Genomic DNA, 13054 nt, shown 5'->3' with positions numbered 1-13054 from the left:
CCCGTCATGGACGCGCGGGGTGATCGGTGGCTGGACCGGGAGGCCGGTCCGGTGGTACGGCCGTACGCCATGGTCCGCGGGCGCACCCGCCCGCGCGGTGAGAGCTTCGATCTCATCTCCGTGGTCGCGGCCACCGGGGAACGGCCGGGCGACCGGCTGCGCTACAGCCCCGAACACGCGCGGATCCTGCGCCGCTGCGCGAACCCGGTCTCGGTTGTCGACCTGGCCTCGGAGATCGCGCTGCCGCTCGGCGTGGTGCGCGTGCTGCTGGGCGACCTGCGCGACCAGGGGCTGGTCGCCGTGGTCGCCACGATCCAACCCGTGGGCGACCGGCCCAACAGGGGCGTGCTGAGGGAGGTGCTCAATGGTCTTCGGGCGCTCTGAGCCAGGTGAACCGCCGCTGGTCACCACGAAGATCCTCATCGCCGGAGGTTTCGGCGTCGGGAAGACCACCATGGTCGGGTCGATCAGCGAGATCCGGCCGTTGCGGACCGAGGAGCCGCTGACCGACCGCGGCGTCGGCGTGGACGACGTGTCGGGGGTGGAGCGCAAGTCCACGACCACGGTGGCGATGGACTTCGGCCGGATCACGCTGACCGACCGGCTCGTGCTCTATCTGTTCGGCACGCCCGGGCAGGAGCGGTTCTGGTTCATGTGGGACGAGCTGGCGCTCGGCGCGCTCGGCGCCGTCGTGATCGCCGACACCCGGCGCCTCACCGACTCGTTCCCGTCCATCGACTACTTCGAGCGGCGCGGCACGCCGTTCGTCGTGGCGGTGAACTGCTTCGACGGCGCCGAGCGGCACCGGGCCGAGGACATCGCGATCGCGCTCGACCTCGACCCCGGCGTCCCGGTCCTGCTGTGCGACGTCCGGCAGCGCGAGTCCTCGAAGGAGGTGCTGATCTCGCTCGTGGAGCACGTGCTGTCCTGGTCGGAGACCGAGCCTGGTCCTGCGGGCGCGGCAGCCCCCGCAGGGTAGTAGGCTCCGGCAGATCCGTAGACCTCCGTCGTTTCCCCCGTTATCGGGAGGTTTCCCCGCATGGCGTTCCACCGACCGCCCACGACCGCGCTCGCGCGTCCGGTGTGCGAGCGGTGATGTTCCGGCGCATCGTTTCATCGATCCGGATGAGGATCACTCTCCTGGTCCTCGTTCCGCTGCTCGCCCTTGTCGGGCTCTGGTCGTTCGTCACCGGCATCACGTTCACCGACGCACGCCAGTTGCTCGCGGGCAAGGAGTTCCAGGACAAGACCGTGCTGCCCACGCAGGACCTCATCGCGGCCCTGCAGAAGGAGCGGCGCCTGTCGCTGTGGCAGATCGGCAGTGGCGGCGCCCGGCCGTCCGACCGCGTGGCGCTGGAGGCGCAGCGGCGGGTGACCGACCGGGCACGGGAGAAGGTCCAGCGGAACACCAAGGACGGCGGGCTGCGCCGCGAGCTCCAGGTGCCCGTCGTGCAGCGCATGGACGCCTTCGTGCTGCGGATGGGCGCACTCGACACGGTGCGGCGGACGATCGACGCCGACGTCGCCGAACGCACGCGGACGCTGGACGAGTTCGCGGGGATGATCGACGCGGGCTTCGCGATCTACTCCGCGGTGGCGCCGGGCAACGCCGACATCGCGATGGACGCGCGTACCCTCACCACGATCGGCCGGGCCCGGGAGATCCTGTCACGGGAGGACGCGCTGCTCACGGGCGCGCTCGCGGCGGGCCGGTTCACCACGGCGGAACGTGCCACTTTCGCGCAGATGGTCGGCGCGCAGCGTTACCTGTACTTCGACAGCATCCCCCAGCTCAGGAACGCCGACCTCGCCCGCTATCGGGCTGCCGTCGAGTCGCCGCAGTTCGCCCAGTTGCGCGCGCTGGAAGACCAGGCGATCCGCAGCTTCGACCCGGCCGAACAGTCGGGCGGCGGCCGCACCGGCGGCGCCGGCAACAACGGTGGCGCCGGTAACAACGGCGGTGCCGGTAACAACGGCGGCAACGGCGCCAACGGGGGCACGCGCAACGGCACCGGTACGAGCGGCCGCCCCAACAGCGGGGTCGAAGGCCCGGCGCGCGCGCCCGCTCCGGTCGACGCCGTCGCCTGGCGCACCTCGGCCGACGCCGTCATGGCCAAGTTGTTCGAGTTCGAGAACGCGCAGCTCGACAGTGTGACCAAACGCGCCACCGACATCGCGATCGGCGTGCTCCTGCGCCTGCTGATAGCGGGCGGGCTCGGCCTCATCGCGATCGTCGTCTCGACCTATATCGCGTTCCGCATCGCCCGCCGGCTGCTGCGCGAATGCCGCACGCTCGCGTCCCGCGTCGTCGACTTCACCCAGCAGCGGCTGCCGGAGCTGGCCCGGCAGGTACGCGACGGGGAGCCCACCGAGACGGGCGATGACCTGCCCGACTACGACTACCGCATCAACGAGATCCGGCAGATCGCCGAGTCGTTCAACCGGGCCCGCGACGCCGTGCTCGTCGCGGCCGCCGGCGAGGTCGCCGCCCGCGAGGGCATCAGCGAGGTCTTCGTCAACCTGGCCCGGCGCAACCAGGCGCTGCTGCACCGCCAGCTCAGCCTGCTCGACACGATGGAACGCCGCACCGAGGACCCGTCGGAGCTGGGCGACCTGTTCAGCCTCGACCACCTCGCCACCCGCATGCGGCGGCACGCCGAGGGCCTGGTCATCCTGGCGGGCAAGTCAGCCGGACGGTCCTGGCGGCGGCCGGTGCCGCTGGTCGACGTGATCCGCGGCGCGGTCGCCGAGGTCGAGGACTACACCCGGGTACGGGTCGAGCCGATGCCCCGGCTCGCCCTCCGCGGCGCGGCGGTGGCCGACGTCATCCATCTGCTCGCCGAGATCGTCGAGAACGCGACCACCTACTCGCCGCCGTCGGCGCCCGTCCAGATCGCCGGCCACGAGGTTGCGAGCGGTTTCGTCATCGAGGTCGAGGACCGCGGCCTGGGCATGTCGGCCGAGGAGGTCGAGGCGGCCAACGCGCGGCTGGCGGAGCCGCCGGAGTTCGACCCGGCCGACAGCGTCCAGCTGGGCCTGTTCGTGGTCGCGCGGCTGGCCCGCCGCCACGACATCATGGTGACGCTCCGCCCGTCCCCCTACGGCGGCACCACCGCGATCGCCCTCATCCCCACCGCGCTCATCGTCCCGATCGACGAACCCGAGCCGCCAGAGCCCCCCGCGACCACGACAGGCCCGATGCGAGCCCTGCCCTACACCGGCGGGTCCGATGACGACGAGCCCCATGGCGGCGGTGAGCGGACCGGGGCAGAGCTCGCGAACGGCGTCGTACGGCTGGTCGCGGAGCCGCCGCGACCCTCGCCCGTGCGAGACCGGCCGGCCGTGCGCACGTTCCCGCAGTCCGCGCCTGAGCCGGCGCCCACACCACCTGCACCTGCACCGGCGCCGGCACTTGCGCCTGAACCTGTGCCGACCCCCGCCGTGCCACAGCGGGAGGGGGACCTGCCCCGGCGACGGCGGCAGTCTCACCTGGCGCCGCAGTTGAAGGAACGGGTGGACGCCGACCTCGCCGCCGAAGCCGCGGAGAGACAGGCCGCCGAAAGACAGGCGAACGGCGTGCCCGCCCCGCCGATGCCGTTGGCGGCGCCGGTGCCTCCCCCCAATGGGCATCCGCCCCCCGAGGATCCGGCGCGATCCCCCGAAGCGATGCGATCGATGATGACTGCCATGCAGCGAGGCTGGCAGCGCGGCCGGGACGCGGCCGCACAGGCTGACGCCACCGACCGGACCCAAGCCGAGCAGGAGGACGAGAGGCCATGACGAAAGCCCAGGAGATCGGTCTGGAGACCGCGGCACCCAACGGGGAGCTGAACTGGCTCCTCGACAGCCTGGTCCAGCGGGTGGCCCAGGTGCAGAACGCGGCGGTGCTGTCCAGTGACGGGCTGCGCATCGCGGCCTCGCAGGGGCTGGGCCGGGAGGAGTCCGACCACCTGTCCGCCGTGGCCGCCAGCTTCCAGAGCCTGGCGCGCGGCGCGGGCGAGTCGTTCGGCGGTGGAGCGGTCCGGCAGACGATCGTCGAGATGGAGAACGCCTTCCTGTTCGTGACGGCGGCCGGCCGCGGCGCGTGCCTGGCGGTGCTGGCGGACGCGGAGGCCGACCTCGGCGTCATCGCGTACGAGATGGCCATGCTGGTGACCCGGGTCGGGCAACATCTGTCCGCCAACCCGAGGACCGGCGCGGCGGAGCCGGGTGGCGTCTGAGGTGCCGCCAGAGATGTCTCCGACGGAAGGCCCCGAGCCGGGGGAGCGGCCCGGGGCGGACGGCTCTGCCTGGTTCGACGACGACGCGGGCCCGGTGGTCCGGCCGTATGCTCTGACGGGTGGACGCACGCACTACGACGGCGGTGATTTCGACCTGGTGGCGCTGATCGTCACGCGGGACGCCGCCGACGCCGGCGAGCCGGACCGGCCGGGGCCGCTCGTGCCTCACGTGACAGGCCCGCCGAACCGGTGGGCACCGGACCCGGAACATGAGATGATCTTGGAGCTCTGTCGCAGTCCGCTCTCGGTGGTGGAGGTCGCGTCGGAGCTCGAGCTCCCTCTCGGGGTCGTCCGGGTCCTGCTCGGCGATCTGCTCGACCGCTCGCTCATCCTCGTTCGACGTCCCGCGCCGGTGGCACAGTTCCCCAGCGAGCGCGTACTCAAGGAAGTGATCGATGGAATACGTGCGCTCTGACGCGGGCGCCCAGCAGGGCGAGTCCGCGCTGACCGTCAAGATTCTGGTGGCCGGCGGCTTCGGCGTCGGGAAGACCACCCTGGTGAGCGCGGTCAGCGAGATCCGGCCGCTGCGCACCGAAGAGGCTCTCACCGAGAAGAGCATCGGCATCGACGACACCAGCGCCGTGGCGAACAAGACGACCACGACGGTGGCGATGGACTTCGGCCGGATCACCCTGCCGAACGGGCTGGTGCTGTTCGTGTTCGGCACGCCCGGGCAGGACCGGTTCTGGTTCATGTGGGACGAGCTGGCCAAGGGCGCGCTGGGCGCGGTCGTGCTGGTAGACACCCGCCGGCTGGCCGACTGCTTCCAGTCGGTGGACTACTTCGAACGCCGCGGGCTGCCGTTCATCATCGCGGTCAACCGGTTCGACGGAGCCGGGATGCACACGCCGGACCAGGTCCGCGACGCGCTCGACCTGCCCGCCGACATCCCGGTCATCAACTGCGACGTGCGCGACCGCGAGTCGGCCAAGCAGGTGCTCATCGCGCTCGTCGAGCACATCATGCGGACGATGAGCGGCCGCCGCGATCCAAGCGCCGTCAGCTACTGATCCCCGTCAGTAGCTGACCTTCGAGAGTTCTCTTTCGCCGACCCCGTGTTCCGCGGGGTCGGCGTTCTCGTGCCCGGCTTTGTTCTGCGAATGGAGAAAGTTAGACGATATTGAGGGAAAGGTCTTCTCAATCCGGCGAAAGCGCGTTACGTTCTCGCCACAGCCCCGATGGAGGGACCTGTGAGAGGACGGCGTGATGCGCATGACGGCTCGGCCAGAGAACGCGCATCAGGCACGCCTGCTGCGGCTCCTGCGCGATGAGGGCCCGCGCTCCCGCGCCGAGCTGGGTGACGTCGTCCAGCTGTCACGGTCGAAGCTGGCCCAGGAGCTCGACAGGCTGGTCGAGACGGGACTCATCGAGACGGCGGGCCTGGCGGCCTCGCGCGGCGGGCGGCGCTCGGGCATCGTCCGGCTCTCACCGAAGCTGCGGTTCGTCGCGTTCGACATAGGAGCCACCTCGATCGACGTCGCCGTCACCAACGGCGAGCTGGAGATCCTCGGTCATGTCACCGAGGCGTGCGACGTCCGGCAGGGCGCGACCGCCGTGCTGGACCGGGCGCTCGAGCTGCTCGGCAAGCTGCGCGACGAGGGCCTGATCCCGCAGGTGCACGGCACCGGCATCGGGGTGCCCGGCCCGGTGAGCTTCCGCGAGGGCATGCCGGTCGTACCGCCGATCATGACCGGGTGGGACCGGTTCCCGGTCCGGGACGCGATCGGCCAGGAGCTCGGCTGCCCGGTGCTGGTCGACAACGACGTGAACATCATGGCCCTCGGCGAGCTGCACGCCGGGCTGGCCCGTTCGGTGAACGACTTCCTGCTCGTCAAGATCGGCACCGGCATCGGCTGCGGCATCGTCGTGGACGGCACCATCTACCGCGGGGTCTCCGGCAGCGCCGGCGACATCGGGCACATCCGGATCAACGACGGCGGCCCCGTGTGCGCCTGCGGCAACGCGGGCTGCCTGGAGGCCTACTTCGGCGGCGCCGCGCTCACCCGGGACGCGCTCGCCGCCGCCCGTTCCGGCCGCTCGCCCTACCTCGCGGAGCTCCTGGCGAGCGGCGCCGAGATCACCGCCCGTGACGTCGCCGACGCGGCCGCCGCGGGCGACCCCGAGGCGGTCCGGCTCGTCCGCGAGGGCGGCCGCCACGTCGGGCAGGTCCTCGCCTCGCTGGTCAGCTTCTTCAACCCGGGCCTGGTCATCATCGCGGGCGGCGTCGCCGGCTTCGGCCACACGCTGCTCGCCGAGATCCGCAGTGTCGTCTACCGCCGGTCGCTGCCGCTGGCGACCGGCAACCTTCCGATCGTGCTGTCCGAGCTCCCCGGCACCGCCGGGGTCATCGGCGCCACCCGACTCATCAGCGACCACGTCTTCTCCACAGCCTGACCCTCGTTCCCCACCCGTTCGATCGAGGAGCCCCCATGGGCCAAGCCACCTCGCCGCCGCTGTTGCGGATGCGCGGGATCGTCAAGCAGTTCCCCGGCGTTCGCGCGCTGGACGGCGTCGACCTCGAAGTGCGCGCCGGTGAGGTTCACTGCCTGCTCGGGCAGAACGGCGCCGGCAAGTCGACCCTCATCAAGGTGCTGGCCGGAGCGCACCGGCCCGACCAGGGTGAGATCGAGCTGGACGGCGAGCCGCAGCGCTTCGCCGACCCGACGGCCGCGATGCGGGCCGGGATCGCGACCATCTACCAGGAGCTGGACCTGGTCGCCGGGCTCTCGGTGGCCGACAACATCTTCCTCGGCCACGAGCGGGCCCGATGGGGCTTCACCCGCCGGGGCGAGGGGGAGAAGGCGGCCCGCGAGCTGATGGGCCGGCTCGGCCACCCCGAGATCCCGCCGCGCCGCGAGGTCGGCCGCCTCCCGGCCGCCGGGCAGCAGGTCGTGAGCATGGCGCGGGCACTGTCCCACGACGCGCGCCTCATCGTGATGGACGAGCCGTCCGCCGCGCTGGCCCACGACGAGGTGGAGAACCTCTTCCGCATCATCCGCGAGCTGACCGCCGCCGGCGTGGCCGTCGTCTACATCTCGCACCGGCTGGCCGAGATCCGCGAGATCGGCGACCGCGTCACCGTGCTCAAGGACGGCCGTTCGGTGGCCGGCAACCTCCCGGCGCGCACCACCCCGACCAGCCAGGTCGTCGCCCTGATGACCGGACGGGACGTGGAGTACGCGTTCCCGGATCCGGGCGAGCCCGCCGACGACCGGGCCGAGGTGCTGCGGGTCGAGAACCTCTCGCTGAAGGGGGCGTTCGAGAACGTCTCGTTCAGCATCCGCGGCGGTGAGATCGTCGGCCTCGCCGGACTGGTCGGCGCGGGACGCTCGGAGATCCTGGAGACCATCTACGGCGCGCGCCGTCCCACGTCCGGCCGGGTGCTGATGGAGGGGCGGCCGGTCCGGCCCGGCGACACCGGCGCGGCCGTACGCCGCGGCATGGGCCTGGCGCCCGAGGAGCGTAAGAGCCAGGCGCTGCTGCTGAACGAGACCGTCGCCGCCAACATCAGCCTGGCCGGCCTCGGCCGGTACGCGAAGGCGGGCTGGCTGGACCGCCGCCGCGAGCAGGCCGACGCGCACGCCCAGATCGAGGCGCTCGACATCCGGCCGGCTGACCCGCGCCGGCAGGTGAAGACCCTGTCAGGCGGCAACCAGCAGAAGGTCATCCTTGCCCGCTGGCTGCTCAACGGCCGCAAGCTGCTCATCCTCGACGAGCCCACCCGGGGCGTCGACGTCGGCGCCCGCGCCGAGCTCTACGGCGTCGTCCGGCGGCTGGCCAACCAGGGCATCGCGGTGCTGCTGGTCTCCAGCGAGGTTCCCGAGGTCCTCGGCCTCGCCGACCGCGTCCTGGTCATCCGCGAGGGCCACCTCATCCACGAGGCGCCCGCCTCCGAACTCGACGAATCCCGTGTTCTCAACATGATCATGGAGGGCAGTGCACTTTGAGCGACGCCACCTCCCTCAAGAAGGCGCCCGCCCCGGCCAACGGCACCCGCCGCGTCTGGCAGGGAATGGGCGAGGTGCGGCATGTCGGCCTGGTCGTGGCGCTCGTGCTGCTCGCGATCGTCGGCCTGATCACCGAACCCGACAACTTCGCGACGTCCAGCAACGTCGTCGGCATCCTCGCGCTGGCGTCCACGATCGGCGTCATCACGGTCGGGATGACGTTCGTCATCATCGGCGGCGGCATCGACCTGTCGGTCGGCGCCCTCATGGCACTGGCCTCGGTGTGGGCGACCACGGTCGCCACCCAGTCGTACGGGCCGTGGGTGATGGCGCTCTGCGCGATCCTGGTCGGCGCCGGCGCGGGGCTGGTCAACGGCCTGCTCATCTCGTACGGGCGGCTGGTGCCGTTCATCGCCACCCTCGCCATGCTCGTCGCCGCGCGCGGCCTCGCCCAGCGGATGTCCGACCGCAAGACCCAGCTGATCCGCCCGGAGAACGACGCCATCGAGGCGCTGTCGACCACCAAGGTGCTCGGCCTGCCGCTGGTGGTGTTCATCTTCGCGGCGGTCGCCGTGGCGGGCTGGGTGCTGCTCAACCGCACCACGTTCGGCCGCCGCACGTTCGCGGTCGGCGGCAACCCCGAGGCCGCGCGCCTGGCGGGCATCAACATCCGGCGGCACACCCTGGCGCTCTACGCGCTGTCGGGACTGTGCTGCGGCATCGCCGCGATCATCATCATGGCCCGCACCACCACCGGCTCCAGCACCCACGGAGACCTGTACGAACTGGACGCGATCGCCGCCGTCATCATCGGCGGCACGCTGCTCACCGGGGGACGCGGCACGCTGCTGGGCTCGATTCTCGGCGTCCTCGTCTTCACCCTCATCACCAACCTGTTCATCCTGAACGGCCTGCAGACCAGCGACCAGCTCATCGCCAAGGGCGTGATCATCGTCATCGCCGTGCTGCTGCAGCGCCGCGGCTTGCGCACCCCCACATAGGCCCCCGCAGATGACCCCGCATTTAACCCCCCGCGTTTTCCACCCCCCTTGGAGCACGTCATGACTGAGCACAGCCGTCCAAGCCGCCGCGGAGTGTTGTTCGGCGGCGCGGTGATCGGTGCGGGCGCCCTCGCGACCGCCTGCACCAGCAACGAGGAGAAGGACCCCGCGCCGGTCGCGCAGACCGGCGCCGGGGGCGGCGACAACGACAAGCCCGGCAAGGCCGTGACCATCGGCTTCTCCGCCCCGGCGGCCGACCACGGCTGGATCGGCGCCATCGCCAAGAACGCGCAGGCGACGGCCAAGCAGTACTCCGACGTCACGTTCAAGCCGGTCGAGCCCACCAACGACATCAACCAGCAGATCTCCGCGGTCGAGTCGCTGATCTCGGCGAAGGTCAACGTGCTGGTGCTGCTGCCCAACGACGGCGAGCAGCTCAACCAGGTGGCGCGCAAGGCGACGGACGCGGGCATCCCGGTGGTCAACCTCGACCGGATCTTCCCCGACAAGCTGTCGTACCGGACCTGGATCGGCGGCGACAACTACGGCATGGGCGTGGCAGCCGGGCACTACGTCGGCAAGAAGCTCAAGGAGAAGGGCGTGGCCAAGCCCGTCATCGTCGAGATCCAGGGCATCGCCACGCTGCCCCTCACCCAGGACCGCAGCAAGGGCTTCGCCGACGCGCTCAAGACCTACGGCTTCACCGTGACCGCCAAGCAGGACGCCAAGTTCACGGTGGAGAGCGGCAACCAGGTTGCCAGCAACCTGCTCCAGGCGCACAAGAAGATCGACGCCCTCTGGAACCACGACGACGACCAGGGCGTGGGCGTGCTCGCCGCCATCAAGCAGGCCGGCCGCAAGGAGTTCTTCATGGTCGGCGGCGCCGGCTCCGCCAATGCGATGCGCGAGATCAAGGCCGGCGGGCTGCTGGAGGCGACCGTGACCTACAGTCCGACCATGGCCGGCTCGGCCATCAAGGTCGCCCGGTTGCTCGCGCAGGGCCGGGGCATGGGTGATCTCGTGGAGCTCCAGGTTCCGCAGTCGATCACCTTGGCGTCCGAGACGATCACCAAGGAGAACGTGGACCGCTATCTGCCGCTCGGCTTCGAGTCCTAACGGCGGCGAACCGAGAAGCGGAACGAAGCGGAACCGGAGAAGGGAGACGTATGACCACGGTCGGGGTCGGGATGGTGGGGTACGCGTTCATGGGGCGCGCACACTCCCAGGCGTGGCGAAGCGTCGGGCCGTTCTTCGACCCGCCGGTGCGGCCCGTGATGGCCGCGCTGGCGGGCCGGACGGAGGAGAAGGTGCGCGCCGCGGCGGCGGAGCTCGGCTGGGCGTCGGTCGAGACGGACTGGAAGGAGCTCCTCCGCCGCGACGACATCGGCCTGATCGACATCTGCACGCCGGGTGACGGCCACGCCGAGATCGCGGTGGCGGCGCTGGACGCGGGCAAGCACGTGCTGTGCGAGAAACCGCTCGCCAACAGCGTCGCTGAGGCGGAGGCCATGGTGGCGGCGGCCGAGCGGGCCCAGGCACGCGGGATTCGCTCGATGGTCGGGTTCAACTACCGGCGCGTGCCCGCCGTGACCCTCGCGCACAAGCTGGTGGCCGAGGGGCGGATCGGCACGGTGCGCCATATCCGGGCGCAGTATCTGCAGGACTGGCTGAACGACCCGGAAGCACCGTGGTCGTGGCGCGTGGACCGCGACCGGTCCGGGTCGGGCGCGCTCGGCGACATCGGCGCACACATCATCGACACCACGCAGTTCGTCACCGGTGACTCGCTCGTCGGGGTGACGGCGCTGACCGAGACCTTCGTCGCGGAGCGGCCCTACCCGGGTGGCACGGGCCGTGGCCGGGTGACGGTCGACGACGCGGCGTTGTTCATCGGGCGGACGAGCCGTGGCGCCACCGCGTCGTTCGAGGCGACGCGGGTCGCGGCGGGGCGAAAGAACTCGCTCCGCTTCGAGGTCAACGGCTCGAAGGGCAGCCTGGCCTTCGACCTGGAGTCCATGAACGAGCTCTGGTTCCACGACGGGACCGCCGACAAGGTCGAGGCGGGCTTCCGCCGGATCCTCGTCACCGAGCCGGACCATCCGTACATCGATGCCTGGTGGCCGCCCGGTCACGTGCTCGGCTACGAGCATTCGTTCACCCATGAGTTGGCCGATCTGCTGGCCGCGATCGGCGAGGGCACCGACCCGCGGCCCTCGTTCGCCGACGGGCTGCAGGTGCAGCGGGTGCTGGCGGCGGTCGAGGAGAGCGCCGCGCGCGGAAGCGGATGGACGTCTGTCGAAGGGAGCGCATCATGACGGAACGCACGGCGGCACGGCCGGTCACCCTTTTCACCGGCCAGTGGGCGGACCTGCCGTTCGAGGAGGTCTGCCGGCTCGCCGCGGACTGGGGCTACGACGGGCTGGAGATCGCCTGCTGGGGCGACCACTTCGAGGTCGACAAGGCCCTCGCGGACGACTCGTACGTGCCGCGCAAGCTGGAGATGCTGCGCAAGTACGACCTGAAGGTCTGGACGATCTCCAACCACCTCGTCGGCCAGGCGGTCTGTGACCATCCCATCGACGAACGGCACCAGGCGATCCTGCCCGCCCGCATCTGGGGGGACGGTGAGGCCGAGGGCGTCCGGCGGCGGGCCGCGGAGGAGATGAAGGACACCGCCCGGGCCGCCGCGCGGCTCGGCGTGCGCACGGTCGTGGGCTTCACCGGGTCGTCGATCTGGCATCTGGTGGCGATGTTCCCGCCGGTCACGCCGGGCATGGTCGAACGCGGGTACGAGGACTTCGCGGAACGGTGGAACCCGATCCTCGACGTCTTCGACGCGGAGGGTGTGCGCTTCGCCCACGAGGTGCACCCGAGCGAGATCGCCTATGACCACCACACGACCGTCCGCACGCTGGAGGCCATCGGGCACCGTCCCGCGTTCGGCCTCAACTGGGACCCCTCCCACATGGTGTGGCAGGACATCGACCCGGTGAACTTCCTGCTGGACTTCAGCGACCGCATCTACCACGTGGACTGCAAGGACACGAAGGTGCGCACCCGCGACGGCCGCCGCGGGCGTCTGTCCTCGCACCTGCCGTGGGCCGACCTCCGCCGTTCCTGGGACTTCGTCTCCACGGGCCGCGGCGACGTTCCCTGGGAGGACTGCTTCCGCGCGCTCAACGCCATCGGTTACGACGGGCCGATCTCCATCGAGTGGGAGGACGCCGGCATGGACCGGCTCCAAGGCGCACCAGAGTCACTGGCGTACGTTCGTGCGCTCAACGCCATCACCCCTCCGACGACCTCGTTCGACGCGGCCTTCGGCGGTGAGGGCTGACCCGTCTTACGGCTAACCCGTCTTGCGGCGTGGGCGTTCGGTCTGCTCGGTCCAGAAGGGCTCCATGACCCGGCCGATCGCCTTGGCGACGGTGCGGAGCTCTTCTGGGCTCAGCGGGCCGAACACTTCCGCGCCCACTTGATCGGCGAGGGCGCGCGCTCGTTCGTGCAGCGCGCGCCCGTCCGCCGTGATGCGGACCGAATAGCGCCTGCGATCCTTCGGATCGCGGGCGCGTTCGCATAGTCCGAGAGCCTCCAGATCGTCGACCAGGCCCACCATCAGGGTTGGGTCGAGCAGGAGATACGTCGCCATTTCCTGCTGGGAGAGCGTCTCGCGGGAGCTCAGCATCGCCAGGACGAGATAGTGGCGGACGCGGATCTCCAGGGGCTCCAGGGCCTCTTCCAGGCGTTGCTCCAGCCACCAGCCGCACTTGGACAACTGGAAGCCCAGCACGTTCGCGAGTCCCTCGGGAAGGGCGGAGTCGGCCAC

Annotated in this window: 13 protein-coding genes; 12 read left to right on the top strand and 1 reads right to left on the bottom strand. The window is 70.9% G+C overall.

What is annotated here, in order from left to right:
- Positions 1 to 6: 6 nt before the first annotated feature.
- The 12 genes from F8566_RS34770 (at position 7) to F8566_RS34715 (ending at position 12565) form a co-directional block, all read left to right on the top strand.
- The gene (locus tag F8566_RS34770; protein WP_151566110.1) at positions 7 to 384 is read left to right on the top strand and encodes a DUF742 domain-containing protein; all 378 of its coding nucleotides are present in this window, start codon (positions 7 to 9) and stop codon (positions 382 to 384) included.
- Positions 365 to 979 carry a GTP-binding protein gene (locus tag F8566_RS34765; RefSeq protein ID WP_151566109.1) on the top strand — a complete coding sequence of 205 codons (615 nt, stop codon included), beginning with the start codon at positions 365 to 367 and terminating at the stop codon, positions 977 to 979. The genes F8566_RS34770 and F8566_RS34765 overlap by 20 nt, the downstream gene beginning before the upstream one ends.
- 146 nt (positions 980 to 1125) lie before the next feature.
- Entirely contained in the window at positions 1126 to 3780 is a 2655-nt protein-coding gene (locus tag F8566_RS34760) for a sensor histidine kinase (protein ID WP_192810019.1), read from the top strand.
- Positions 3777 to 4220 (top strand): roadblock/LC7 domain-containing protein, encoded by a 444-nt coding sequence (locus tag F8566_RS34755; RefSeq protein WP_151566107.1) that lies wholly within the window; start codon positions 3777 to 3779, stop codon positions 4218 to 4220. The genes F8566_RS34760 and F8566_RS34755 overlap by 4 nt, the downstream gene beginning before the upstream one ends.
- 13 nt (positions 4221 to 4233) lie before the next feature.
- Positions 4234 to 4695, top strand: coding sequence for a DUF742 domain-containing protein (locus F8566_RS34750; RefSeq protein ID WP_151566106.1), 462 nt, complete (start codon positions 4234 to 4236; stop codon positions 4693 to 4695).
- The gene (locus F8566_RS34745; RefSeq protein ID WP_151566105.1) at positions 4676 to 5290 is read left to right on the top strand and encodes a GTP-binding protein; all 615 of its coding nucleotides are present in this window, start codon (positions 4676 to 4678) and stop codon (positions 5288 to 5290) included. The genes F8566_RS34750 and F8566_RS34745 overlap by 20 nt, the downstream gene beginning before the upstream one ends.
- A 202-nt stretch (positions 5291 to 5492) precedes the next feature.
- Entirely contained in the window at positions 5493 to 6674 is a 1182-nt protein-coding gene (locus F8566_RS34740) for an ROK family transcriptional regulator (RefSeq protein WP_151566104.1), read from the top strand.
- Between the two features lie 35 nt (positions 6675 to 6709).
- On the top strand, positions 6710 to 8227 hold the full coding sequence (locus F8566_RS34735; protein ID WP_151566103.1) for a sugar ABC transporter ATP-binding protein: 1518 nt from the start codon (positions 6710 to 6712) through the stop codon (positions 8225 to 8227).
- Positions 8224 to 9228 (top strand): ABC transporter permease, encoded by a 1005-nt coding sequence (locus tag F8566_RS34730; RefSeq protein WP_225993776.1) that lies wholly within the window; start codon positions 8224 to 8226, stop codon positions 9226 to 9228. The genes F8566_RS34735 and F8566_RS34730 overlap by 4 nt, the downstream gene beginning before the upstream one ends.
- A 60-nt stretch (positions 9229 to 9288) precedes the next feature.
- The gene (locus F8566_RS34725) at positions 9289 to 10344 is read left to right on the top strand and encodes an ABC transporter substrate-binding protein (RefSeq protein ID WP_151566102.1); all 1056 of its coding nucleotides are present in this window, start codon (positions 9289 to 9291) and stop codon (positions 10342 to 10344) included.
- 50 nt (positions 10345 to 10394) lie between these two features.
- Complete coding sequence (locus tag F8566_RS34720; protein WP_225993775.1) at positions 10395 to 11543, top strand: Gfo/Idh/MocA family protein; 1149 nt, start codon at positions 10395 to 10397, stop codon at positions 11541 to 11543.
- Positions 11540 to 12565 (top strand): sugar phosphate isomerase/epimerase family protein, encoded by a 1026-nt coding sequence (locus F8566_RS34715; protein ID WP_151566101.1) that lies wholly within the window; start codon positions 11540 to 11542, stop codon positions 12563 to 12565. The genes F8566_RS34720 and F8566_RS34715 overlap by 4 nt, the downstream gene beginning before the upstream one ends.
- A 12-nt stretch (positions 12566 to 12577) precedes the next feature.
- On the opposite strand, the gene F8566_RS34710 is transcribed toward F8566_RS34715, so the two are convergent.
- Positions 12578 to 13054 (bottom strand): MarR family winged helix-turn-helix transcriptional regulator, encoded by a 477-nt coding sequence (locus F8566_RS34710; RefSeq protein ID WP_192810018.1) that lies wholly within the window; start codon positions 13052 to 13054, stop codon positions 12578 to 12580.

Origin of the sequence: Actinomadura rudentiformis, assembly GCF_008923185.1 — a bacterium.
Lineage (GTDB): Bacteria > Actinomycetota > Actinomycetes > Streptosporangiales > Streptosporangiaceae > Spirillospora > Spirillospora rudentiformis.
Note: the sequence above shows the minus strand (reverse complement) of the source record. Positions and strands in the feature narration are given on the sequence as shown.